Genomic DNA, 24,250 nt, shown 5'->3' with positions numbered 1-24,250 from the left:
ACATGCTTCCTTCCTTGCGGGGGAACGGCCGGGAATCAGCCGGAAGTCAGGGACAGCCCGGCATCCGCCGCAGCCTCGAAGCCGTCGTCGACGGCGACCACGTCACGGCCGGCCCCATCCAGCAGGGAGGCGGCGATCGCCGCGCGCATCCCGCCCGCGCAGTGCACCCACACCGTCCCGGACGGTACTTCGCCGATGCGGCCATGGAGCTCGTGGACCGGGATGTGGACCGAGCCGTCGAGGTAGCCGCCCGCACGCTCGGAGTCCCGGCGTACGTCCAGGACGACCACGTCGTCGCCGCGCTCACGGACATCGGCGAGGTCGGCGAAGCGGGCGCGGGGGAAGGAGGCGAGCCGTTCACCCTTGCGGACCCAGTCGGCCGGGTCTCCGGTGGCGGCGGCGGCCGGGCGGTCGATGCCCACCCGCGCGAGCTCCCGCTGCGCGTCAGTGATCTGCTCCGGGGTGTCGGCGAGCAGGGTGACGGGCTTGCCCCACGGGATCAGCCAGGCCAGGTAGGTGGCGAGGTTGCCCTCGCCCTCGAAGTTGAACGCCCCGGCCACGTGTCCCTCGGCGAAGGCCGTACGGCTGCGCAGGTCCACCACCCACTCACCCGCGGCCAGCCGGGAGGCGATCTCCTCGGCGTCCGCACGCCCCGGCGGGGTGAGGTCGACCGGCGCGGGGCCCGCGGCGTTGGCCGGGCCCATGTGCGCGTAGTAGGCGGGCACGTCCTCCAGCCCGGCGAGCATCTGGGCGACGAAGGTGTCCACGTCCAGGTTCAGCGCGTCGTTGGTCTCGCGCTCCTTGCCGATCGTGCTCGCGCCGCCCCCGGCCCGGGAGGAGGAGCAGAAGCTGCCGAACCCGTGAGTGGGCAGCACCGGCACCTCGTCGTCCAGCGTGTCGGCCAGCCGGTGGGCGGAGGCGTGCTGGGCACGCGCCAGCCGCTCGGTCAGCCGCGGCTCCACCAGGTCCGGGCGGCCCACGGTGCCGATCAGCAGCGACCCGCCGGTGAACGCCGCCACGCCGCGCCCGTCCTCCTCCAGGACGTAGGAGGTGTGGTGGGGGGTGTGCCCGGGGGTGGTGAGCGCGCGCAGCACCAGGCCCTCGTCCACCGTCACCGTGTCGCCGTCGGCCACCGGGGTGCGGGCGAAGGACACGTGTGCCCCGGCCGGCACCAGGTACCGGGCGCCGGTGACGCGGGCCAGCTCCAGGCCGCCGGTGACGTAGTCGTTGTGCACATGGGTCTCGGCCACGGAAGCGATCCGCACACCGCGGCGGGCCGCCGCGGCGATGACCTGGTCGATGTCGCGCGGCGGGTCGACGACCACCGCGGCGTCGGGCCCGCCGGCCAGGTAGCTGCGGTTGCCCAGGCCCTCGAACTCCAGGGTGTCAACGAAGAACACGACTCACGACTCCATCTCCGAGCGATGTACCCAGGGGGGTATCTGACACCCACCCTAACAGCTATACCCAGGGGGGTATTCCGGAGGGTGAAAGGTGCCCTGTTCGAGGCGTCTCCTGACGCCTTGCGGATGCCCGGCGGGGCATGGAGGGGGGCAGATCGCCTTCGAGCGGCTGCTGACCCGCCTGCCCGATCTGTGCCTGCCCCGTACCGGAGTCGGAAGCCCCGTTCCGCACCGCTCGGGTCCGAACGGCTCATGCCGCCGGGGTCCGGGCGGGTCATCCGATGTTCCTGCGTGCGGCCTCGACGCGGCCCTCGCGCGGTGTCGAGGCCGCCCCGTGCGGTGTCGTGGAGGGGCGCGCCGGCGCGGCACCCGGGGCGGGAATCCCGCGCCGGCGTGACAGACGGCGCGGATCATCCCCGCTTCGGGGCGGAACCGGTGGCCAGGAGCGCGCCCGCTGGGACCTGCGGCTCCTCCACGACACGGTCGGGACGTGTAATGGTGTAGCGCAGCTGCACCGCGACCTCCTGGCCGATCTGGGGCGGCGCACCGTCCCCGGGCACCAGCAGGACGGATTCCTGCAGGTGGGGAGGGGTCGCGAACCTGCACCGCCTGCCGTCCCAGAGGAAGGGCGACAGGTGGCGGTTGAGGCAGGCGTGACCGATGCCCGCGACATGGCGGGCACGGTCCCGCAGACCGCTCAGCCTCCTGGGTGCCCTCAGCCCCACCCCGTGCGAGGTGCCGCCCGCCACGACCACGAGATGCGGGCCGGAGACCGGCTGCCGTCGTCCGGCACCGGAACGCCTCCCCCGCTCCGGGCGTACGAGGTCGATTATCCGGCTGTGGTACCGGGTGGCCTCCGGGGCTCCGAGCCACAGCTTCGTTCCCGTGCGCAGCCGGAAACGGGTCCGCGGGAACTCGTCGTGCAGCCTGGCCGTCTCCTCGGCCGACAGGTGGCTCACGAAGACCTGATGGAGCGGCATCCTCTCCGCGCGCAGTCGCCGTACCCAGCAGGCGACCTCTTCGGCCCCGCCGGCGCCGCCCACCCGGTTCAGCGGGAGGTGGATGGAGAAACCCTCGAACTCCCACCCGCTCATCACCGGGCGCAGGGCGGGCAGGTCGGCCTCCGTGATGCCGTGCCGCCTCATGGAGGACATGAGCTCCACCACGACCCGGCGTCCCGCCAGGCCGTCGCAGTGCCCGGGGGAGGAGACGACGCGAATGGTCCGGTCGGACAGTGCCGGGGACGCCTCCCCGTTGCGGTACGGGGTCAGCACCAGGAGGTCTCCGGGAAAGGAGTCCTGCACGAGGGCCGCTTCCTGGACGGTGCCGACGGCGGCGAGTCCTGTGCCGAGCCGAGTCGCCTCCCGTATCAGCCGGTGGTGGCCGAACCCGTAGCCGTTTCCCTTGCAGACCGGTACGAGCCCGGGGAACCGGTCGAGGACGCTGCGGTGGTGTTCCTGCCAGCGCGCGGTGTCGATGGTGAGGGTGAGGGTCATGGTGTGTCTCCTCGAAGAAGCCGCTCGCCGGGGCCGTTTCCGCCGGCGAGCGGCCAGGACGCCGGCCCCGCTCCCGCTCGCGGCGGTGGGCCGTGCAGGGGTCGTCTGACGGAGGTGCAGGAGGTCGGGTGGCTCCGTAGTGGTCCTTTCGCGGCATGGCCTCGTCCAGAGGGGCCCGTGAGACGAGCTCGCCCGTCCGCGAGGCGTGGATCACCTCGTCGTCCCCGCAGCAGAGGCCGACATGGTAGACGCGCGTGCCGTGGTGCCGGAAAACCGGATCGCCCGGCCAGTACGCGTAGCGCACCAGGGCGGAGCGGTGGAACCCCGGGGTGCCGGCGGCGCGGTGCCCACGGCGCCGTGCGGCCACCGCCCGGGGCCACCGCCCGGGGCCACCGCCCGGATGCAGTGCGGCATGAGGAGATGCCCGAGGTCGTGACGCGGAAGCGACCGGGGGCAACCGGGCCCGCGCGCAGCCCCGCGACCGGGTTCGTGCTCCGCCTCCGCGGATTCTGTTGGAGGACCGGCCGGCGGGCATCGGCCGATCGCGCCATGTCGCTGGTCTGCCTGCGTCGAACGGGGAACGGCGTGAACAGCGGTTGCGGGCCGGGCCCAAGGGGTGCAAGACCGCACCGTCGCTGCCTCCGTCGGACATGGGCCGGATTTAGTCGGCAGTGAGTCGAAGTGGACAGAATATGGTCAGAAAATGACCTGTTGCCTGCTCGTGTGACACACGAGAATGAAGGTCGGCCCGGAACGGGCCCGCGGTCCCCCACGGTGACAGCACAGCTCGCCCTCTCCCGGAATGTGACTTCCAGTCACCTTCCCCCTGTACAAGGAGCACGACAGAATGCCGGAACTGCCCAAACGGGACATAGGCCAAGGCCGACGCGTGGGCTCACCGCCGGACAGGCATTCCGGTATCAACGATGCGGCGAAGCTGGCAGCAGCCCGTGCCGCTCTCGCCCGTGCGGCCACGGCCCACCGGGCCGACACCGGGGGCGACAAGGAAGCCGCACCACCACAGCCGCCCCTCCGTGCCACCGGCCCTGACGAAGCCCCCACTGCCCCGGCGGCACCGGATGACAGTCCCCGGACCGGCCCGCGCCGCCCACCAGTGAAGTGGATCGTCATCGCCGCCGTCGTGGCCGTCGCGGTGACAGCCGCCGGAGTGGCTGTCATGCGCGGCGGGTCCCAGGAGGAGGCCGATCGGCAGTCCCACGCCGCGGGCGGGCCGCGCCAGTCCGACGCGACCGCACTTCAAAGCCCCGGCACGGAGCGGTCGCCGGACGCGTCAGCGAGCGCGGACGCGTCGTCCCGACCCGCTTCCAGCGGTTCCGCCACGCCCTCCGGCCAGGCCTCCGGCCAGGAGACCCAACCGGGCACGGACAAGGCGGCGGGGACCGACGCGAAGCCCACCGCGAGCAGGGCGCCGGACAAGGGCAAAACCGACGGAGGAGGCGACTCGGCCCCCGCCCCCGGGAAGGCGCTCGCGGTCGAAGCCTCCGGCGGCTGCCTCACAGGCGCCGGCCCGGGTTCCGAACTGGCGGTTGCGGCCTGCACCGGCGCGGCCTCCCAGTCGTGGAACATCGGATCCGGCACGGCACTCCAGCAAGGTGGCCTCTGCGCGACCGTCACCGGCACCGCGGACCGCACACCGGTGGTCCTCGCACCGTGCGACCGGTCGGCAGCGCAACGGTTCGGCCTGTCCGGACAATCGCTGCTGTCCGCGTCGAGCGGTAAGTGCCTGGACCTCTTCGGCGGAGCGTCCGGCACCCAGGTGGTGCTCTGGGAGTGCAACGGCCGTGACAACCAGCGGTGGAGCAGTACCTGACCCCGGATCACCTGGGCCGGCAGCCTGCCCGCCGGCCCGGGTGAGCGGGATGCCGGGGCCGGTGCGGCCGGCCTCGGCGACGGTGGCCAGGGCCTCGTTCCCGGACCCCGCGACCGCGAGTACCCGCGGATCCCCTCTTGAGCCCACGAGCCGTGGTCGCACCGAGAGGCGCGGTTGCGGATCCGTCGCTCCGGCGGAGAAGCCGGCCAGCCACCGCGGGAACGCCGAGGCGGCACTCCGAGGACTGACACTGACCCCGTGCGCGGTCCGGGCGCCGGACCGCGCCTGCTTCACCGGTATCCACCTGGTTCCGTCCGAGTACCTGCCCGATATTCTCCCGGAATGACGCAGCAACGCACGTCCGACGAGCGGCGGCCCGCCAGCGGTGGCCAGAAGGCCGCCGCCCGCAACCGGGCCGCCCTCATCGCCGCTGCCCGGGAGATCTACGCGGAGCACGGGCTGGACGCTCCGCTGTCCGCGATCGCGCGCCGGGCAGGCGTCGGTCAGGGCGTGCTCTACCGGCACTTCCCGGACCGGTCCGCCCTGGCCATGGCGGTGCTGGAGGAGAACGTCCGGCAGATCGAGCGGGCGGCCGCGTCGGACGGTGCGGACCTCGCCCAGGTGCTCGGTGTGGTGACCTGGCACCAGACGGAGTCGACCGCGTTCGTCGGAGTCCTGCACGCCGACGGCGCGGCCAGTCACTCCGGCACCCCCGCCTACGCGGTGGAGCTGTCCCAGCGGGTCGAACGCGCTCTGCGCCGGCTCCTGCCCGCCGGCCATCCGCTCGCCTCGCGGCAGGACGACCTGATGATCGCCGTCGGCATGGTCTCCGGAGCCGTCACCGGCCCCACCCGCGAGCACCGGGAACGCCGGGCACGGGCGGCGTGGCGATTGCTCGGTGTCGAGGTGGGGCCGGTGCGCCCCTACGAGGAGTGAGGCGCGTCCCCACGGGGAGCGAATCCCGGCGCGTCCCCACGGGGAGCGAATCCCGGCGCGTCCCTGCGGGTGCGAGCGCGGGCGGCGGCATCAGCCGCCGTTGGACTGCCGGACTCCATCCGCCAGCGCGTCGAAGGTGTACACGTAGCCTCCGTCCGGCCCGCTGACGGTCATGTAGGCCTTCCTCCCGCCGGGGACGATGGCGACGTTGGTCGCCGATTCGAGTCCTTCGGCGGCGCGCGCGGGCACCTCGACGGTCGCCAGGCGGTCGCCGTTCTTGCTGTAGACCGCCATCGCGGGCCGGCCGTGCAGCCCCTGGTAGAGATTGCCGTCCGCGTCCACCGCGATCGAGTCGGTCTGGGCGACCCCGCCGTCGACCCGGACGGCGGTGTGGCGCGACGCCACTGCGCCCTCGCCGTCGAGGAGCAGGTAGGAGATGCGGTTCTGCGTCAGTTCGCTGAACCACAGCCCGCGGTAGTCCGCGTCGAAGGAGATGCCGTTCGGGGAGGCCAGGCCGTCGGCGAGGACGGTGGCCTTCTTCCCCGAGCGGTCGATCCGCACCACGCGGCCCTTCGCCTCCCCCTCGGACAGGCCGCGGGAGTCGCTGACGTACAGGTTGCCCTCCCGGTCGAAGGCGAGGTCGTCGGGGTTCATCCGCGCGCCGTCGACCTCGCCGGAGAAGAACGTCCGCGGATCGCCGCCGTCGGGGGCCAGGCTCACGATGTCGCCGTGGGAGAAGTCGGTCAGGTAGATCCGTCCGTCGTACGGGCTGAACTGGGCCGAGGTGTAGGCGCCGCGGTCGTCGGTGTGCACCTGCTCGGAGGTCTTTTTCCGGACGTCGACGCGCAGCACCTTCGGCTCGCCGGCCGGCGCGGTGACGTCGACGACGAGCAGCCTGCCGTCCTCGTCGAAGACCGGACCCTCCAGCAGGGTCATCCCGGTCTGCTGGTGCACCTGCGTCAGCCGCATGACCTGCTGCGCGCGGATGGTCCGGTCCGCACGGGCGCCACCCGGGTCCGTCGTGGACCCGCTCGTCTGCGTACCGCAGCCCGCGAGGGCCAGCAGGCCGATCGCGGTGAGCACGGTGAGAGGCCGGATCGGGAGTCGTCGCATGCGAATCACTCTTCCTGTCCGAAAGTATGCGGAAGCAACCACGAGGCAACCGGACAGTAGTGTCCGGTTGTTGTTACGGTAGTGCATGGCTGCTCAAGTCCTGCGACTCCGTGCCGCGTTCATGGACGAGGTGCTTCCCCGGCAGCGAACCGGAAGGAACGAGGTCCCCCACATGGAACATTCACAGGCGCTCTCCGACGAGGCACTCGCCGAACTGCGGGAGCGTTACCGGATCGAACGGGAGCGCCGTGTGCGACCCGACGGCGTACGGCAGTACCTCGGCGCCGACGCCGAGTTCGGTTACTACGCCGCCGACCCGTACGCAGGAGAGGCCACCGAGCGCGAACCGGTGCGGGACCGGGTGGACGTCGTGGTCGTCGGCGGCGGATTCGGCGGCATCCTGGCGGGGGCGCGGCTGCGTCAGCGGGGTGTCGAGCGGGTCCGCGTCATGGAGAAGGGCGGTGACTTCGGCGGGACCTGGTACTGGAACCGGTACCCGGGGATCCACTGCGACATCGAGTCGCACGTGTACCTGCCGCTGCTCGACGAGACCGGGTACGTACCGGAGTGGAAGTACGCCCCGGGCGAGGAGATCCGCCGGCACGCGGTGCGGATCGCCGAGAAGTTCGACCTCTACGCCGACGCGCTGTTCTCCACGGCGGTCACCTCACTGACCTGGGACGAGACCACCGAGACGTGGATCGTCGCGACGGACCGGGGCGACAGGTTCCGGGCCACCTACGTCGTCACGGCCACCGGCACCCTCTCCGAGCTGAAGCTGCCCGGCATCCCCGGCATCGAGACGTACCGGGGCCACACCTTCCACACGTCACGCTGGGACTACGGCTACACCGGCGGTACCCCGGACGGCGGCCTGACCGGCCTCGCGGACAAGCGCGTGGGCGTGGTGGGCACCGGCGCCACCGGCGTCCAGGTCGTCCCGAAGCTCGCCGAGGACGCCGGGCACCTCTACGTCTTCCAGCGCACCCCCTCCACGGTGGACGTGCGCGACAACCGCCGCACCACCGCTCGGGACGTGGGCGCCGGCCGCCCGGGCTGGGCGGGCGCACGCCGTGACAACTTCCTGGGCCTCGTCTCGGGCGAACCGGTCGACGAGGACCTGGTGGGGGACGGCTGGACCTCGTCGGCGGGCCTGCTGGAGAAGCTCCTGCCGAGCTTCCGCCGCCAGGGCGACCGGGAGGCGTTCGAAGCGGCCTACGAGGCCATGGACGCCGCCAAGATGAACGAGATCCGCCACCGCGTCGACCAGGTCGTCACCGACCCGGACACGGCGGAGAAGCTCAAGCCCTGGTACCGGTACGCCTGCAAGCGCCCGACCTTCTCCGACCTGTACCTCCAGGCGTTCAACCGGGACAACGTCACCCTCGTCGACACCGCCGACACCCACGGCATCGAGCGGATGACCGAGCGCGGCGTCGTGGTCGGCGACACCGAGTACGCACTCGACTGCCTGATCTTCGCCACCGGGTTCTCGGTCGGCGTCTCCGGCGTCCACTCGGGCAGGCTGCCCGTCCGCGGCAGGGACGGCGTCCACCTCCAGGACGCGTGGCGGCAGCGGGGCCCGCGCACGCTGCACGGTTTCACCAGCAACGGTTTCCCGAACCTCATCCAGCTGGGCGGGGCACAGAGCGCCAGCAGCGTCAACTACACCCATGTCCTGGACGAACACGCCGTCCACGCCGCGGCGCTCGTCGCCGGTGCGGAAGCCGAGGGCGCGGTCATCGAACCGTCCCGCGAGGCCGAGGACGCCTGGACCGCCGTATGCGCCCAGGACGCCCCCGACCACGAGTGGTTCCACGCGGAGTGCACCCCCGGCTACTACAACGCCGAAGGGCGCGGCCGGCCCAACGGCCCGACCTCCTACCCGCACGGCGCTGCCGACTTCCACGAGCTGCTGAAGCGCTGGCGGGACGAGTCCCTGGGCGAGGCCCTCCGCGCCAGGACCGCCGCTCGCGACTGAGGGGGCGGCCCGGAAGGCCGACGGGTGTCGCTCGCCTTCCGGGGCATGCGACTCCCGCTCCCCGCGCCGGGGCCGGCCTCCGGGCGGGGCATCGACGCCTTCGGTGATGCCTGCGCGCGCCGCGAAGCGGCGCGGCGCTCGGGAGGCGGCTCAGCCGCTCCGTTCCGCTCCGTGCGCGCGTGGCCAGGGCATTCCGTGGAGGCGCTCGATGTCGGAGTTGAAACGGCGGAGGTAGTCGGCGAAGGCCGCGATGTCCTCCTCCGGCCAGTCGGCCATGATGCGGTCGAGGCTGGCGACAATGCCGGTGCGTTCCTCGTCGAGGCGCCGTTCACCTTCCTCGGTGATGCGGAACTTGCGGGCCATGCCGCCCTCGGGGTCGGGGATGCGCTCGACGAGACCGGCGCGCATGGCTGCCGCGGTCTGCCGGTTGAGGGTGGACGCGTCCAGCCCGAAGGCGTCACCCAGCTGTCCGATCGACATCGGGCCCTGTGTGCGGATGCGGCTGAGCAGGATGTAGGCGCTACGGTCCAGGACGCTGCCGGAGCGACGCCCCTTGCCCTTGTGCAGATGCATGTACCGGCCCAGCAGCATCTGCTCGAACTCGACCTGATCCGTGGCCCTGTCCGCCGTGTTCACGTGCCCTCTTCTCTGCGGTGCGACTCCTTCGAGCTCACTCGGTCCATCATATGCAGCCCGCATGGCATGTGCTAGATACACAAGGTATGTATGATGCATGAGGCGCCTGTTCGAGGCGCCGGTTCTCATTGACTCTCGTAGAGGAGCACCACCATGGACGGCCCCCAGCCGACCACTCGCCCAGGCGCTGTCGTCGCCACGCTCGCGCTGGCGGGCACCGTGGCCGCGATCATGCAGACCCTGGTCACCCCGCTCATCGCGGAGCTGCCGCAGATCCTGGACACCACGCCCTCGAACGCGGCCTGGGTGGTCACGGTCACGCTGCTCGTGGCAGGCGTCTGCGTCCCTGTCTCGGGACGCCTCGGCGACCTGCTGGGCAAGCGGCGGATGCTGCTCGTCTGCGCCGTCCCGCTGGTGATCGGCTCGGTGGTCTGCGCGCTTGCCTCGTCCGTCGTGCCGATGATCGTGGGCCGCGGTCTGCAGGGCATGGGCATGGGCATGGTCCCCCTGGGTATCGCGCTGCTGCGCGATGTCGTTCCGCAGGAGAAGCTGAGCGGCTCCATCGCCCTGGTCAGCGCCTCCATGGGCATCGGCGGCGCGATCGGCCTGCCGCTGGCGGCGGCCGTGGCGCAGTACGCGGACTGGCGTGTGCTGTTCTGGGGGGCGGCCGTGCTCGCCCTGCTGATCGGCACTCTGATCTTCGTCTTCGTTCCGGACGTGCCGGCCGGTGCGAAGGGGCAGCGCTTCGACGCCCCCGGCGCCGTCGGCCTCGCCGTCGGCCTGGTCTCGCTGCTGCTGGCGATCTCCAAGGGCGGCGACTGGGGCTGGACGTCCGGCGCCACCCTGGGCCTGCTCGCCCTGGCCGTCGTCGCCCTCGCCGTCTGGGGCTTCTACGAGCTGCGCACCCGCGACCCCCTGGTCGACCTGCGCACCACGGCCCGCCCCCGCGTCCTGTTCACCAACGCCTCGTCCGTTCTGATCGGCGTCGGCATGTACGCGTTCATGCTGATCGCGCCGCAGCTCCTCCAGTTCCCCGAGGCCACCGGCTACGGTCTCGGTCAGTCGATGCTGGCCGCCGGCCTGTACCTCGCGCCCGGCGGTGTGATGATGATGATCGTCTCCCCGCTCGGCGGAAAGCTGATCAATGCCCGGGGGCCCAAGTTCGCCCTCATCTGCGGCGCGCTGGTCATCGCCGTGGGGTACGGCATCGCACTGCCGCTCATGGGGACCGCCTGGGGCCTGATGATCGTCGGCATCGTCATCAACAGCGGCGTCGGCCTCGCCTACGGCGCGATGCCCGCCCTGATCATGAGCGCTGTCCCGGTCTCCGAGACGGCCGCGGCCAACGGCTTCAACACTCTGATGCGCTCACTCGGCACGACCATCGGGTCGGCGGTGATCGGCGTCGTCCTGGCGCAGATGACCGTCACCATGGGCGGTCACACCCTCGCCTCCGAGGACGGTTTCCGTACCGGGCTGCTGATCGGCTGCGGTGTGGCCGTGGTGGCGGCCGCCGTCGCGCTGCTGATCCCCGCCGTGCGTACCGGTACCGGTGACTCGGCGGCCGACAAGGCCCCGGCCGAGGCGCCGGGCGAGCAGGCGCCGATCCGCGCCTGAGCCGTCGGCGCCCGGCCGGCGGACCGCGTGGCTCCAAGGACGCGCCGGCCAGGAGCGGCACCCCCCGACCGGCCCCCGCGAGCACACCCGCGTGCCGGGCCGGGCGCACCGGGCGCCGCTCTGCGCCGCGGGTCGCTCGGCCGGGTGCTTCCGGGCGGGCGGCGATGCGCGCGGCGCGGCGGTCCGCTCGGAAAGAGCCGGCGCGCATGTCTTCTCCAGGTTCCGGAGCGCTGTTACATTCCGGAAAACGAGAATTCATTTCAGTCTGTGACTGGAGGCTCCCATGACGGTTGTCGATGGCCTTCCCACCGCCCACGCGCCGGCCCGTCGAGAGTTGCCGCCATCGATGGTCGAGCGGGTGACGCTCATCATGGACCTGTTCGAAGGCCGCACGGCCCGGCTGTCCCTGGAGGAGGTGGCCCGGTGCACCCGGCTGCCCAGGTCGACGGCGCACCGGATACTCGACCAGCTGGTGCGGCTGCGCTGGCTCGAACACACCGGTCTGGGCTACGGACTCGGGCGCCGCGCGCTCGGGTTCGGCGGGGGAGACGGGGCCCACAGCAGGATCCGCGAGGCCGCTGCCGCCCGGCTGCATCATCTGCAGATCAGGACCGGCCTCGTCGTTCACCTGGCGGTCCTGGACGGCGCGGAGGTCTACTACCTCGACAAGGTCGGAGGCCGGTTCGCCGCGACGGTCCCGTCACGCGTCGGTGGCCGGGCGCCGGCGCATTCGACGGCGCTCGGGAAGGCCATGCTGGCCTGGCTCGAGCCGGAGGACGTCGAGGCGAGGGCGGGCGAGTCCATCGGCCGCCTGACCCAGCACACCATCTGCGACATCGGCACCCTGCACCAGGAGCTCCATCGCATCAGGCGCCGGCACGGCCTCGCCTTCGAGCGCGGCGAGTGTTTCCCCGGCATCGCGTGCGTCGCCACGGCGGTCCGCGGCTCCGAGGGACCGGTTGCCGCGATCTCCCTGGCGGGTGACGCGTGGGCCCCGCTGGAGAAGGCCGCCCCTCTGGTGGTGGACGCGGCACGGCAGGTTTCCCGGGAGTTGTTCCCCTGTCCGGAGACACCGGTCAGGGGGGAGCACCGTGCCGCGGCCGTGCCGGAGGAGACGTGGTCTCCGCAGGCCATGGACCGCCTGCTCGCCACCGGACAGTACGGCGACTGGCAGTAGACCGCACCTCGCGGGGCGGCCCGCGGCGGGCGCGGCGGACGGCGCCGCAGGATCATCCCGCGGGCCCTGGCCGGGGCTCGCCGCGTCCGGTCGCCGGGGCATCCTGCGGACCCCGGCCGGAGCCGGCCGCCGGGACCCCGGTCACCCCCAGCGACCGCCCCAGTGGTCGCCCCATCCCCACACGTCGGGAGCCGTGACGGCGGTCGCCGGGCTGCCGACGCCGAAGCCGCCGCGGAAGAAGAGCATCGGTTCCCGGTCGGCCACGGGCTCCAGGGCGAGCACCCGGCCCACCACCACATCGTGGTCGCCCGCTGCGTGCACGTCGTGGACGTCGGCGTGCACCCGGGTCAGGACGCCGGGCAGGGACGGAGTTCCCCAACGGGACAGCTCCCAGCGCAGGCCCTCGTACTTGAGGCCCTTGCTCGACCCGAACCGGGCGCACATGTCCGTCTGTTCCGCGGCCAGGATGTTCACGGTGAACCGCCCCGACTCCCTGATTTTCGGCCATGCGCGCCCCCGGTGATCGGCGCAGAACAGGACCAGGGCCGGTTCGAGGGAGACGGACGCGAAGGACTGGCAGGCGAAACCGACCGGAGCGCCGTCCCAGCCGGTCCCCGTCACCACGGTCACCCCGGACGCGAAGGTCCCCATGGCGTGCCGCATCCGCTGGGGTGTCGGCACGGTCCCCTCGTCGGTCTCGGGCGGGGACAGGGACTGGGACCGGGACTCTGCGGTCATCGGTTTCACCTCGAGGGGGACGGTGCGGTGAGGTGCCCGGGAGCGGGCAGGAGGCCGAAGCTAGGTCAACGGCAGGCCGGGCCGGGTGCCCGTTCCCGATGAGTGGAACCGCCCTCGGACTCGCTCCCGCGGACCGCGCCGGCACTCCCGTCGCCGCACGCGTCCCGCTGACCGAGACGCCCACCGCCCGGCCCCGCGGGCCGTGACTACCGTCCAGGAACCGATCACACGGCACCCGTGGCCGCCCGCAACCGGGACCACCCGGAGGAGCCGGCCACCAGGACCACCGACCACCGAGGTCAACCGAGGGCAGGGATGATGACGGAGCTGAGTCACGACTCCACACTGCGCGAACTCGCGACCGACCAGGGCGTGTTGCGCTATCACGAGGCCGGCGACGGCCCGCCCCTGCTGCTGTTGCACGGTTCGGGGCCCGGAGTCACCGGCTGGCGCAACTACCGGGGGAACCTGGCCGCGTTCGCCGAGCACTTCCGCTGTCTGGTCCTGGAGTTCCCGGGGTTCGGGGTCAGCGATCCCGTCGACGGGCACCCCATGGCGACGGCGGCCTCGTCCGTGACCCGGTTCCTGGACGGGCTCGGACTCCAGCAGGTCGACGTCATAGGCAATTCGATGGGGGGCATCGTCGGCACCCGGTTCGCGCTCGACCACCCCGACCGGGTGCGCCGTCTCGTGACGATCGGCGGCATCGGCCGGAACCTGTTCAGCCCCGGGCCCGGCGAAGGCATCAACCTGCTCACCGAGTTCACCGACCGGCCCTCCCGGGAGGGTCTGGTGCGCTGGCTCGACTCCATGGTGTACGACCGGTCGCTGGTGACCGACGAGCTCGTCGAGGAGCGGTGGGCGCAGGCCACCGACCCGGAGACGCTCGCCGGCGCCCGCCTGATGTACGGCAGTGAGGCGTTCGCCGCCCGGGCCGCCACCGCGGCCGCCTCCACCGAGGCCCCGTACTGGGCGATGCTGCACCGGCTGAGGGCGAAGACGCTCCTCACCTGGGGCCGCGACGACCGGGTCAGCCCGGTCGACATGGCGATCCTGCCGATGCGCACCATCCCGGACGCGGAACTCCACGTCTTCCCCGACTGCGGGCACTGGGTGATGATCGAGCAGAAGGCCGCCTGGGAGAGCGCGGTCCTCGCCTTCCTCACCCGCAAGGACGCGGCGTGAGCGCCGGCGCCCGGCGAGCCGGGGCCGGGGAGGCCTGGGACGAGGAGTTCGACTTCGTCGTGGTCGGCAGCGGCGGCGGTGGCATGGCCGCCGCGCTGACCGCGGCCGACAGCGGCCTGGCCGCCGTCGTGGTCGAGAAGGGGAAGATGTACGGCGGCACGACCGGCATCTCCGGCGGCGGCATCTGGATCCCCAACAACCCCACCCTGCGCGCCAGGGGCCACGACGACAGCCGGGAATCCGTCCGCCGCTACCTGGACCGGCTCACCGAGGGCAGGGTCCCGGACGCCCGGCTCGACGCGTACGTCGACCAGGGACCGGCCGCCATGGAACTGCTCGGGCAAAGCCGCTGGATGCGCTTCTTCTGGGTCAGGGGATACGCCGACTACCACCCCGAGTACGAGGGCGGGCGCCCGCTCGGCCGGTCCGTGGAGGCGCTGCCCTTCGACACCCGCAAGCTCGGCGCGGACGAGAAGTACCAGCGGCCCAACAGTCTCAAGGGCCCGCTCGGCCTGTGGATCACCGCCAAGGACTACCGGGACCTCGCCATGGTCAAGCGGACCTGGCGCGGACGCTGGGCGTCGGTCGTCGCGGCCTGGCGGGTCTCGTCCAACGTGGTCCGCCGCCGCCACATGGCCACCGGCGGCCGGGCCCTGGTGGCCCGCATGCGCATGGCGCTGAAGGACGCGGGCGTACCGGTGTGGCTGCGCAGCCCGATGACCGGGCTCGTCGTCGACGACGGCGGAAAGGTCACCGGCGTCGTCGTCACCCGGGACGGCCGCACCGTACGCGTCGGCGCCCGGCACGGTGTGCTCCTCGCCACCGGCGGCTTCGACCACAACCGGGAGATGCGCGAGAAGTACCTGCCCGAGGGCGGCCGGGACAACCACAGCGCCGGAGCCGTCGAGAACGTCGGCGACGGCATCACGGCCGGACAGGCGCTCGGCGCCGCCCTCGACTTCATGGACGACGCCTGGTGGATGCCGTCCGTGCACCACCCCTCCGGGGCGACGATCCCCCTGGTCTCCGAGCGGTGCATCCCGCCGTCGGTGATCGTCTCCGCGGACGGCAGGCGCTTCACCAACGAGTCGTCCCCGTACGTCAACTTCGTCCACGACCAGCTCGCCGGCGGGCACGTCCCCGCCTGGTTCGTGATGGACGCCAAGGCCCGCGCCCGCTACCCCTTCGCCCAGGTCCTGCCCGGCCTGCCGTTCCCCAGGGCGTTCTACGACAACGGCACCGTGCACCGGGCGGACAGCATCGAGGAACTCGCGGGCAGGATCGGCGTTCCGCGCGACGCGCTGGCCGACACCGTGGCCCGCTTCAACGGCTTCGCCCGCGCCGGCAGGGACACCGACTTCGGGCGCGGCGACAGCGCCTACGACCGCTACTACGGCGACCCCACCCTGAAGAACCCCAACCTCGACGAGATCGACAAGGCCCCCTACTACGCCGTCCGCATCGAGGTCGGTGACCTCGGAACCAAGGGCGGCCTCGTCTGCGACGAGCACAGCCGCGTCCTGCGCGAGGACGGTTCGGCCATCGGCGGGCTGTACGCCACGGGCAACACCTCGGCGTCCGTCATGGCGAACGAGTACGCGGGACCGGGCGCCACCATCGGCCCGTCCATCGTGTTCGGCTACATCGCCGCCCGGCACGCGGCCGCCGCCCGCACCGAGTCCGTCGTCGCCGGCGACGCGCCATGATCCCCGGCCCGCTGACCGTACGCGTGGTCAAGGTGATCCGCGAGACGGCCGACGCGCACTCGCTGGTCCTGGAGCCCGCAGAGGAGGACCGGGAGCGGTTCACCTACCTGCCGGGCCAGTTCCTCACCGTCCGGGTGCCCACGGAGCGCCCCGGCGGCGCCGCCCGCTGCTACTCGCTGTGCAGCTCCCCGGTGCGCGACGAGCTGCTGAAGGTCACCGTCAAGCGCACCGCCGGAGGCTACGCCTCCCACTGGATCTGCGACCACGTCACCGAGGGCGACACCCTCCAGGTGCTGCGGCCCGCCGGCACCTTCACCCCCGACTCGCTCGACGGCGACTTCCTGCTGCTCGCCGCCGGGAGCGGCATCACCCCCGTGATGTCGATCCTCACCTCCGCCCTGCACGCCGGGAACGGCGCGGTCACCCTCGTCTACGCCAACCGCGACGAGCGGTCCGTGATCTTCCGCGACGAACTGACCGCGCTGGCACGGGAGTACGGGGAGCGGCTCACCGTGCTGCACTGGCTGGAGTCCGTCCAGGGCCGGCCCACCGCATCCGGTCTGCGCGCGCTCGCCGGGCCGTACGCCGGCCGACCCGCCTTCGTCTGCGGGCCCGGCCCCTTCATGGACCTGGCCACGGGCGCCCTCACCGACCTGGGCGTGCCCCCGCACCGCGTCACGGTCGAGCGGTTCACCTCGCTGACCGGCGACCCGTTCGCCCGGCCGGAGGACAGCGCGTGCGAACCGGACACCGCCGGTCCCGTCAGCACGGCCGAGGTGGAGCTGGACGGCGTCCGCCGCACCGTCGACTGGCCGCGGGGCGAACCCCTCCTCGACGTGCTGCTCCAGGCCGGGCTCGACGCGCCCTACTCCTGCCGGGAGGGCGCCTGCAGCGCCTGTGCCTGTGTCCTCGTGGAGGGCGAGGTGGTCATGGAGCGCAACGAGGTCCTCGACGCCCAGGACCTCGCCGACGGACTCGTCCTCGCCTGCCAGGCGCGCCCGGTCAGCGACCGGCTGAAGGTCACCTACGACGGCTGACCGCCCCGTCCCCCCGCCCCTTACTCGATTCGGATGAGGTTCGAAACAGTGACCAAGGCGACCGCCGCGATCGTCGGCTCCGGCAACATCGGCACCGACCTGATGTACAAGCTCCTGCGCTCCGGGGCCATCGAACCGCGCTGGATGATCGGCATCGACGCGCAGAGTCCCGGCCTCGAGCGCGCCGCCGACAACGGTCTGCACACCAGCGCCGACGGCGTGGACGCCCTGCTGGCCGGGCCCGAGCGGCCGGACCTGGTCTTCGAGGCCACCTCCGCCCACGTGCACCGGGCCAACGCGCCCAAGTACGCGGAACTCGGCATCCAGGCCATCGACCTGACCCCGGCCGCCCTCGGCCCCGCCGTCGTGCCCGCCGTCAACCTCGGCGACCACCTCGACGCGCCGAACGTCTCCCTCATCACCTGCGGCGGACAGGCCACCATCCCGATCGTGCACGCCGTCTCCAAGGTCACCGACGTCTCCTACGCGGAGATCGTCGCCAGTGTCGCCTCACCGTCCGCCGGGCCGGGCACCCGCGCCAACATCGACGAGTTCACCCTCACCACCGGCCGGGGCATCGAGACCATCGGGGGCGCCGCCAAGGGCAAGGCCATCATCATCCTCAACCCGGCCGAGCCGCCGATGCTCATGCGGGACACCGTCTTCTGCGCCATCCCCGCGGACGCCGACCGCGCCGCCGTCACCGCGTCGGTCCACGACACCGTCGCCCGCGTCGCCTCGTACGTGCCCGGCTACCGGCTGCGCACCGAGCCGCAGTTCGACGAGCCGACCGCGGTCAGCGGTGGACTCGCGCGCGTGGCGGTGTTCATCGAGGTGGAGGGCGCGGGCGACTTCCTGCCGCCGTACTCCGGAAACCTCGACATCATGACCGCCGCCGCCACCCGGGTCGGCGAGGGCTTCGCCCAGCGGATCACCGCCCGCCGCGCCGGCGCCTGAGACCCGCTCACCGAGGAGTACACGAGCCATGCCCTACAGCACCGACCTGGACATCCGCGTCACCGACTCGTCCCTCAGGGACGGATCGCACGCCAAGCAGCACCAGTTCACCGTCGACCACGTCACCTCGATCGTGGCCGCCCTCGACGACGCGGGCGTGCCGGTCATCGAGGTCACGCACGGGGACGGCCTCGGCGGGTCCTCCTTCAACTACGGCTTCAGCCACACCCCCGAGCAGGAACTCATCAAGGCGGCCGTGAAGACCGCCCGGCGGGCGAGGATCGCCTTCCTGATGCTGCCCGGCCTCGGCCTCCAGGACGACATCCGCGAGGCCGCCGACCACGGCGCCTCGATCTGCCGCATCGCCACCCACTGCACCGAGGCCGACATCGCCGTCCAGCACTTCGGCCTCGCCCGCGAACTGGGCCTGGAGACCGTCGGGTTCCTGATGATGTCGCACAGCCGGCCGCCCGAGGAACTGGCCCGGCAGGCCCGGATCATGGCCGACGCCGGCTGCCAGTGCGTCTACGTCGTCGACTCCGCCGGCGCCCTCGTCATGGAGGAGGCCGGCGACCGCGTCGCCGCCCTGGTCGCGGAACTCGGCGACGACGCCCAGGTGGGCTTCCACGGCCACGAGAACCTGGGTCTCGGCGTCGCCAACTCGGTGCTCGCCGTGCGCGCCGGCGCCACGCAGATCGACGGATCGACCCGTCGGTTCGGCGCGGGCGCCGGCAACACCCCCGTGGAGGCGTTCGCCGCGGTCGCCGAACGCCTGGGCATCCGCACCGGCATCGACGTACTGAAGATCATCGACGCGGCGGAGGACGTGGTGCGGCCCGTCATGGACGGCGAGTGCCTGCTCGACCGCATGTCGCTGACCATGGGTTACGCCGGTGTCTACTCCAGTTTCCTGAAGCACGCCGCCCGCCAGGCCGGCACGTACCGGGTGTCCGGCGCCGAGATCCTGCTGGAGGCGGGCCGTCGCAAGCTCGTCGGCGGCCAGGAGGACCAGCTCATCGAGATCGCGGTCGCCCTGGCCGAGAAGGGCCACACCACCGCACAGACCTCCCCGGGAAAGTGAGAAGGGCCATGTCCAATCCCGTACTCGCGGCCGTCGAGGCGCGCGCCGACGAGATCAGCGCGCTCGGCCCCGCCAACGAAGCGCTCGGCAGGCTCGACGACCAGGCCGTCAAGATCATGCGGGACGTCGGCGCCATCCGCATGCTCCAGCCGAAGACCCACGGCGGTCTCGAACTGCACCCGCGCGAGTTCGCCGAGACGGTGATGCGGATCGCCGCCTGCGACGGCGCCACCGGCTGGGTCGCGGGCGTCGTCGGCGTCCACCCGTGGGAGATGGCGATGGCCGACCCACGCGTGCAGGAGGAGGTCTGGGGCGAGGACCCCGACACCTGGATCGCCTCCCCGTACGCGCCGATGGGCCTGCTGCGCCCCGTCGACGGCGGCTACGTCTTCAACGGCCGCTGGCAGTTCTCCTCCGGCACCGACCACTGCGCGTGGATCTTCCTCGGCGGCTTCCTCACCGACCCCGACGGCGACCGGCTGAGCCCCCCTCAGTCGGTGCACGTCATCCTGCCGCGCGCCGACTACACGATCGTCGAGGACTCCTGGGACGTCGTCGGTCTGCGCGGCACCGGCAGCAAGGACGTCGTCGTCGAGGACGCCTTCGTGCCCGCCCACCGGGTCATCGAGTACGCGAAGGTCGTGGACGGCTCCCTGGCCGCCGAGTCCGGGCTGACCAACCCCGCCTACCGGCTGCCGTTCTCCGCCGCCTTCCCGCTCGGCATCACCTCCGCCGTGATCGGCATGTGCGAGGGCGCCCTCGCACACCACCTCGCCTACCAGCGCGACCGCGTACAGATCACCGGCCAGGCCGTACGGGACGACCCGTACGTCCTCTACGCCGTCGGTGACGCGGCGGCCGAGATCGCGGCCTCCCGCTCCGCGCTGCTGGACAACGTCTGCCAGATGTACGACATGGTCGCCGCCGGTCGGGAGATCACCTTCGAGCGGCGGGCGGTCGGCCGGCGCACCCAGGCCGCCGCCGCCTGGCGGGCGGTCCGCGCGGTCGACGAGATCGTCGCCCGCTCCGGCGGCAACGCGATGCGCCTGGACAACCCGATCCAGCGCTTCTGGCGCGACGTGCACACGGGCCTCGCGCACGCCATCCACGTGCCGGGCTCCGTCTTCCACGCCTCGGCCCTGACGGAGATCGGCGTCGAGCCGCCGCAGGGACCGATGCGTTCGATGATCTGAGACGAGGGAGAACGGCACATGACACAGATCCGAGGGCTCGGATACCTCCGGGTCCAGACCCGTGACGTCGACCGCTGGCGTGAACTCACCGTGGACGCCCTCGGCTTCGCCGAGGGGTCGGGGCCGGACCCCGACGGCCTCTACCTGCGGATGGACGAGCGCCGCGCCCGGCTCGTCGTCCTGCCCGGGGACGGCGACCGGGTGCTGTCCGTCGGCTGGGAGGTGCGCGACCAGTTCGCGCTGGCCGCGGTCGGCCGCGCCGTCGAGGCGTCCGGTACGGCCGTGAGGATGCTCGGCCAGGAGGAGGCCGACGACCGGGGCGTGGAGCAGGCCATCGCCTTCGAGGACCCGGCCGGCGTGCCCGTCGAGGTGTTCTTCGCCCCGGTCCTCGACCACAGCCCCGTACTCACCGGCCTCGGGCAGCGGTTCGTCACCGGCGGCCAGGGCATGGGGCACGTCGTGCTGCCCACCACCGCCATGGACGACACGGTCGCCTTCTACACCGAGGTGCTCGGCTTCCTGCCGCGCGGCGGCATCCGGCTCGGCGGCCGGGCGCCCGACGCCCCGCCCCGCCGGGTGCGCTTCATGGGCGTCAACGAACGCCACCACAGCCTCGCCGTCTGCCCCGCCCCGCACAGCGGGGAGCCCGGACTGGTCCACCTGATGGTCGAGGTGGACACCCTGGACGCGGTCGGCCGCGCCCTCGACAACGTGGGCAGGCGGGGCTTCTCCCTCTCCTCCACGCTGGGCCGGCACACCAACGACAGGATGGTGTCCTTCTACGTGCGCGCCCCCGGCGGCTGGGACATCGAGTACGGCTGCGAGGGCATGCGCGTCGACGAGCGGCACTACACCGCCGAGGAGATCACCGCCGACAGCTACTGGGGCCACGACTGGTCCGGTTCCGAGCCGCTGGCCGCCTTCGCCCCGCCGCCGGGGTCGGCCACGTGAGCGGATCCCGGCCGGTGGCACCCGTCCGCGCCCGGGACGTCACCCGCTACGCGGCCGAGACCGACGTGCTGGTCGTCGGCTTCGGCTGCGCGGGCGCCGCCGCCGCGTTCGAGGCCGCGTCGGCCGGCGCCGACGTGCTGGTCCTGGAACGGGCGGGCGGCCCCGGCGGGTCGTCGGCGCTGTCCGGCGGCGAACTGTACCTGGGCGGCGGGACCGAGGTGCAGAAGGCCTGCGGCTTCGAGGACAGCCCGGACGACATGTTCGGCTACCTCCGGGCGGCGCTCGGCCCGCACGCCGACGAGGAGAAGCTGCGCCTGTACTGCGACGGGAGCGCCGCGCACTTCCAGTGGTTCGTGGACCGGGGCCTGACCTTCGAGCCGACCCTGTGGGACGCGCCCACCTGGATGCCGACCACCCGGGACGGCCTGATGTGGCTGGGCGAGAACGCCTGGCCGTACAACGAGATCGCGCGGCCCGCACCGCGCGGCCACCGTTGCGCCACCGAGGGGTACGGCGGCTGGCTGGTGATGGAGAAGCTGGTCGCCGCCACCGAGGGCGCGGGAGCCGTGGCGCACGCCGACACCCTGGCCACGGCGCTGATCGTGGACGACGCGGGCCGGGTCGCCGGCGTCACCGCCCGCCGGCACGGCGAGGACCTGGCCTACCGGGCGCGCGGGGGAGTGGTGCTGACCACCGGCGGTTTCGCCGACAACGAGGAGATGCTCGCCGACCACGCCCCGCACCTGATCGCCCACGGCAGGGTCAGCGACGGACTCGACGACGGCAGCGGCATCCGGATGGCCGCCGCGCTCGGCGCCGCCACCCGCCGCATGGGCACGGTCGAGCTGGCCCTGACCGCGCTGCCCGCCCTGGCCGTCCGGGGCATGCTGGTCAACGGCCACGGGCAGCGCTTCATCAACGAGGACGTGTACCCGGGCCTGTTCAGCGTCGCCGCCGTGCTCACCCAGCCCGCCCCCTACTGGGTGATCGTCGACGAGGAGGGCTACGAGTCGGTCCCCGAGCGCGAACGCTGGGGCGTGGTCCCACGGTTCGTGTCGGAGACCCTGGGTGAACTGGAGGCCGAACTCGGCATGCCGCGGGGCGCCCTGGAGTCGGCCGTCGCCACCTACAACACGTACGCGGGGCGCGGGCAGGACCCGTACTTCCACAAGGACCCGCGCTGGCTCCGCCCGCTGAAGGGGCCGTTCGCGGCCGTCGACCCGCGGGCCGGCTTCCACCAGGGCGGGCGCCCCGGTGCCGGGGCCGGGACGGGCGTCGCCGGCTTCACCCTGGGCGGGCTGCGCACCACCGTGGACGGTGCCGTGCTCGACGTGTCCGGCGCCGTCCTGCCCGGCCTGTTCGCCGCGGGCCGGGCGGCCTCCGGCATCCACGGCGAGGGATACGTGAGCGGTACGTCACTCGGCGACGGCACGTTCTTCGGCCGCCGGGCGGGGGTCGCGGCGGCGCGCGGCTAGCGGGGCGGGGGAGCGGGGGAGTGGCGCACGGAAGGAGGCCGGGTACGCGATGGGCGTGTACCCGGCCTCCTTTCCGTCGTGTCCGCCGGGCCCGGGGGATGTGTCCCGGCGGACAGCTGTGGGGCCGGATGCGGCGCTACGGGATCCGGTCGGTGACGGCGGTGGGCTGCTCGCCGCCGTCCACGACCTCGATCGTGCCGCGCAGCGCGGCCTCGCGGATCGTGTCCCGCAGGGACCGGCAGCCCTCGAAGGCCCCGCCGGCCGGGTCGCGTTCCGCGCAGGCCGCCGTGGCCGGCGCGTTCCACTGCACGCTCGTCTGCTGCCAGCTGCTCTTGCGCACCAGGACCTCGGCGGCACACCGCCCGCAGGCCAGCGGCCGCATCGGCGCCCCGTCGGTGAGCCGGTTGTCGAGCGGGCCGCCGGGGCGGCCGGCGAGCTGGTTGGCGAGCCGCATCAGACCGGCCGGCTCTCGGTGGCGGCGGCCCTGCGGGCGAGGTTCGCCTCGACCTCCTTCTGCCACGCCTCGACGGGCCGGGTGGTGTCCAGTTCGAACTCGAAGCGGTCGGTCATCTCCGGCGTCACGTCGGCGGCGTCGACGTAGAACTGCTCGTACCAGCGGCGGAGCTGGTAGACCGGGCCGTCCTCCTCGCACAGCAGGGGGTTGTCGATCCGTGTCTTGTTCTTCCAGATCTCGATGTCCTGCTCGAAGCCGAGCTTGATGAACTGCGCCATTCCCGCCGCGAGTTCGTCGGCGGCCTCGGCCGGCAGGGACTCCGAGCGCCTGACGACGATGCCGTACTGCAGCACGAAGCGGTTCGCGTCCACCGGGTAGTGGCAGTTGATCAGGACCGACTGCACGTCACCGGTGTCGTAGTGGTAGGTGAGGTCGTCGATCATGAAGGACGGGCCGTGGTACGAGGCCACCGAGTTACTGCCGGTCGTCTTCGGCTTGCCGTCCTGCTCCTGGGGGCGGGCGTCGGGCCGGCCGGTGCCGCGCATGTACTGGGTGGCGGTGTGGCCCTCGAAGACGTTCTTGAAGTACGTCGGGAAGGAGTAGTGGACGTAGAAGAAGTGGGCCATGTCCACGACGTTGTCGACGACCTCGCGGCAGTTGGCGTCCACCACGGTCTCGTACCAGAGCCAGTCGGTCCACTCGTCGCTGGTGGCGCCCTCGATGCGGGGGACGGTCACGTCCGGGGGAGGGGGATTGCCCTCCGGGTCGTTCCAGACGAAGAGCATGCCGTCCTGGTCCAGGGTCGGCCAGGCCGCCGTACGGGCGCGCAGCGGGACCCGCTTGGAGTACGGGATCTGCTTGCAGCGGCCGTCGCCGCCCCAGCGCCAGTCGTGGAAGGGACAGGCGACCTGGTCGCCCTTGACCGTGCCCTGGGAGAGGTCGCCGCCCATGTGCCGGCAGTACGCGTCCAGGACGTTGAGGGTGCCGTCGCCCGCCTCGAACACCACGAGTTTCTGGCCGAAGGCCCGCACCGCGTGCGGCGTGCCGTCCCGGTACTTCTCGGCGAGGCCCAGGCAGTGCCAGCCGCGTGCGAAGCGGGTGGGTGCCGCGGCCGCCTCGATGGCCCTGACGTCGTCGTGTGCTGACTCGACTGCGCTCACGTTGCTCTCATCCCCTCAGGACGCGTGGTCTCCACGGTCCGGACGGTAGGCGCGGACACCGGTGGCCATCCGGGGGTGTCCCACTGACCGGAACCGGTGGCCGCGGGCGGTGCGAGGGCGGTC

20 protein-coding genes are annotated in these 24,250 nt (G+C 72.5%); 13 read left to right on the top strand and 7 right to left on the bottom strand.

Annotated elements, in window-relative coordinates:
- Positions 1-35: 35 nt before the first annotated feature.
- Positions 36-1,400: an MBL fold metallo-hydrolase gene (locus tag ACP4IX_RS18930; RefSeq protein ID WP_426556183.1), complete on the bottom strand. Its 1,365-nt coding sequence runs from the start codon at positions 1,398-1,400 to the stop codon at positions 36-38.
- Positions 1,401-1,813: 413 nt separating this feature from the next.
- Positions 1,814-2,899: an alanine racemase gene (locus ACP4IX_RS18925; protein WP_426556182.1), complete on the bottom strand. Its 1,086-nt coding sequence runs from the start codon at positions 2,897-2,899 to the stop codon at positions 1,814-1,816.
- A gap of 1,114 nt (positions 2,900-4,013) precedes the next feature.
- On the opposite strand from ACP4IX_RS18925, the gene ACP4IX_RS18920 reads away from it, so the two are divergent.
- Both ACP4IX_RS18920 and ACP4IX_RS18915 read left to right on the top strand, forming a co-directional pair.
- Positions 4,014-4,730 carry a ricin-type beta-trefoil lectin domain protein gene (locus ACP4IX_RS18920; protein ID WP_426556181.1) on the top strand — a complete coding sequence of 239 codons (717 nt, stop codon included), beginning with the start codon at positions 4,014-4,016 and terminating at the stop codon, positions 4,728-4,730.
- A gap of 342 nt (positions 4,731-5,072) precedes the next feature.
- Positions 5,073-5,666, top strand: a complete 594-nt coding sequence (locus tag ACP4IX_RS18915) for a TetR family transcriptional regulator (RefSeq protein WP_426556180.1) — start codon at positions 5,073-5,075, stop codon at positions 5,664-5,666.
- 90 nt (positions 5,667-5,756) lie between these two features.
- On the opposite strand, the gene ACP4IX_RS18910 is transcribed toward ACP4IX_RS18915, so the two are convergent.
- Positions 5,757-6,779, bottom strand: coding sequence for an SMP-30/gluconolactonase/LRE family protein (locus tag ACP4IX_RS18910; RefSeq protein ID WP_426556179.1), 1,023 nt, complete (start codon positions 6,777-6,779; stop codon positions 5,757-5,759).
- A gap of 172 nt (positions 6,780-6,951) precedes the next feature.
- Between ACP4IX_RS18910 and ACP4IX_RS18905 the strand changes: the two genes are divergently transcribed.
- Complete coding sequence (locus ACP4IX_RS18905) at positions 6,952-8,760, top strand: flavin-containing monooxygenase (protein ID WP_426556178.1); 1,809 nt, start codon at positions 6,952-6,954, stop codon at positions 8,758-8,760.
- Positions 8,761-8,910: 150 nt separating this feature from the next.
- On the opposite strand, the gene ACP4IX_RS18900 is transcribed toward ACP4IX_RS18905, so the two are convergent.
- On the bottom strand, positions 8,911-9,351 hold the full coding sequence (locus tag ACP4IX_RS18900) for a MarR family winged helix-turn-helix transcriptional regulator (RefSeq protein WP_426521752.1): 441 nt from the start codon (positions 9,349-9,351) through the stop codon (positions 8,911-8,913).
- A 198-nt stretch (positions 9,352-9,549) separates the two neighbouring features.
- Between ACP4IX_RS18900 and ACP4IX_RS18895 the strand changes: the two genes are divergently transcribed.
- Both ACP4IX_RS18895 and ACP4IX_RS18890 read left to right on the top strand, forming a co-directional pair.
- Complete coding sequence (locus tag ACP4IX_RS18895; RefSeq protein ID WP_426556177.1) at positions 9,550-11,013, top strand: MFS transporter; 1,464 nt, start codon at positions 9,550-9,552, stop codon at positions 11,011-11,013.
- Positions 11,014-11,296: 283 nt separating this feature from the next.
- Positions 11,297-12,190 (top strand): IclR family transcriptional regulator, encoded by an 894-nt coding sequence (locus tag ACP4IX_RS18890; protein WP_426556176.1) that lies wholly within the window; start codon positions 11,297-11,299, stop codon positions 12,188-12,190.
- Positions 12,191-12,331: 141 nt separating this feature from the next.
- Here the strand turns inward: ACP4IX_RS18890 and ACP4IX_RS18885 are convergent, their stop codons facing one another.
- Positions 12,332-12,928 carry a flavin reductase family protein gene (locus tag ACP4IX_RS18885; protein WP_426556175.1) on the bottom strand — a complete coding sequence of 199 codons (597 nt, stop codon included), beginning with the start codon at positions 12,926-12,928 and terminating at the stop codon, positions 12,332-12,334.
- Between the two features lie 237 nt (positions 12,929-13,165).
- Between ACP4IX_RS18885 and ACP4IX_RS18880 the strand changes: the two genes are divergently transcribed.
- Genes ACP4IX_RS18880 through ACP4IX_RS18845 form a run of 8 tightly spaced genes read left to right on the top strand, consistent with a single transcriptional unit; the run spans position 13,166 to position 22,513 of the window.
- The gene (locus ACP4IX_RS18880; RefSeq protein WP_426556174.1) at positions 13,166-14,113 is read left to right on the top strand and encodes an alpha/beta fold hydrolase; all 948 of its coding nucleotides are present in this window, start codon (positions 13,166-13,168) and stop codon (positions 14,111-14,113) included.
- Positions 14,110-15,819: an FAD-binding protein gene (locus tag ACP4IX_RS18875; protein WP_426556173.1), complete on the top strand. Its 1,710-nt coding sequence runs from the start codon at positions 14,110-14,112 to the stop codon at positions 15,817-15,819. Before ACP4IX_RS18880 ends, ACP4IX_RS18875 begins: the two co-directional genes overlap by 4 nt.
- On the top strand, positions 15,816-16,856 hold the full coding sequence (locus ACP4IX_RS18870; RefSeq protein ID WP_426556172.1) for a 2Fe-2S iron-sulfur cluster-binding protein: 1,041 nt from the start codon (positions 15,816-15,818) through the stop codon (positions 16,854-16,856). The genes ACP4IX_RS18875 and ACP4IX_RS18870 overlap by 4 nt, the downstream gene beginning before the upstream one ends.
- Before the next feature lie 33 nt (positions 16,857-16,889).
- Positions 16,890-17,813: an acetaldehyde dehydrogenase (acetylating) gene (locus ACP4IX_RS18865; protein WP_426556171.1), complete on the top strand. Its 924-nt coding sequence runs from the start codon at positions 16,890-16,892 to the stop codon at positions 17,811-17,813.
- A 28-nt stretch (positions 17,814-17,841) separates the two neighbouring features.
- A complete protein-coding gene (gene dmpG / locus ACP4IX_RS18860; protein WP_426556170.1) occupies positions 17,842-18,894 on the top strand; it encodes a 4-hydroxy-2-oxovalerate aldolase in 1,053 nt (350 codons plus the stop codon).
- An 8-nt stretch (positions 18,895-18,902) separates the two neighbouring features.
- On the top strand, positions 18,903-20,087 hold the full coding sequence (locus ACP4IX_RS18855) for an acyl-CoA dehydrogenase family protein (RefSeq protein WP_426556169.1): 1,185 nt from the start codon (positions 18,903-18,905) through the stop codon (positions 20,085-20,087).
- A gap of 18 nt (positions 20,088-20,105) precedes the next feature.
- On the top strand, positions 20,106-21,038 hold the full coding sequence (locus ACP4IX_RS18850) for a VOC family protein (RefSeq protein ID WP_426521667.1): 933 nt from the start codon (positions 20,106-20,108) through the stop codon (positions 21,036-21,038).
- 14 nt (positions 21,039-21,052) lie between these two features.
- On the top strand, positions 21,053-22,513 hold the full coding sequence (locus tag ACP4IX_RS18845) for an FAD-dependent oxidoreductase (protein ID WP_426556168.1): 1,461 nt from the start codon (positions 21,053-21,055) through the stop codon (positions 22,511-22,513).
- A 136-nt stretch (positions 22,514-22,649) separates the two neighbouring features.
- Here ACP4IX_RS18845 and ACP4IX_RS18840 read toward each other — a convergent pair whose 3' ends face one another.
- Both ACP4IX_RS18840 and ACP4IX_RS18835 read right to left on the bottom strand, forming a co-directional pair.
- A complete protein-coding gene (locus ACP4IX_RS18840) occupies positions 22,650-22,967 on the bottom strand; it encodes a ferredoxin (protein WP_426521665.1) in 318 nt (105 codons plus the stop codon).
- The gene (locus tag ACP4IX_RS18835; protein ID WP_426556167.1) at positions 22,967-24,127 is read right to left on the bottom strand and encodes a Rieske 2Fe-2S domain-containing protein; all 1,161 of its coding nucleotides are present in this window, start codon (positions 24,125-24,127) and stop codon (positions 22,967-22,969) included. The genes ACP4IX_RS18840 and ACP4IX_RS18835 overlap by 1 nt, the downstream gene beginning before the upstream one ends.
- Positions 24,128-24,250 lie beyond the last annotated feature (123 nt).

The organism is Streptomyces sp. WG5 (assembly GCF_049974565.1).
Classification (GTDB): domain Bacteria; phylum Actinomycetota; class Actinomycetes; order Streptomycetales; family Streptomycetaceae; genus Streptomyces.
This window is presented reverse-complemented; position numbering and strand designations above follow the sequence as displayed.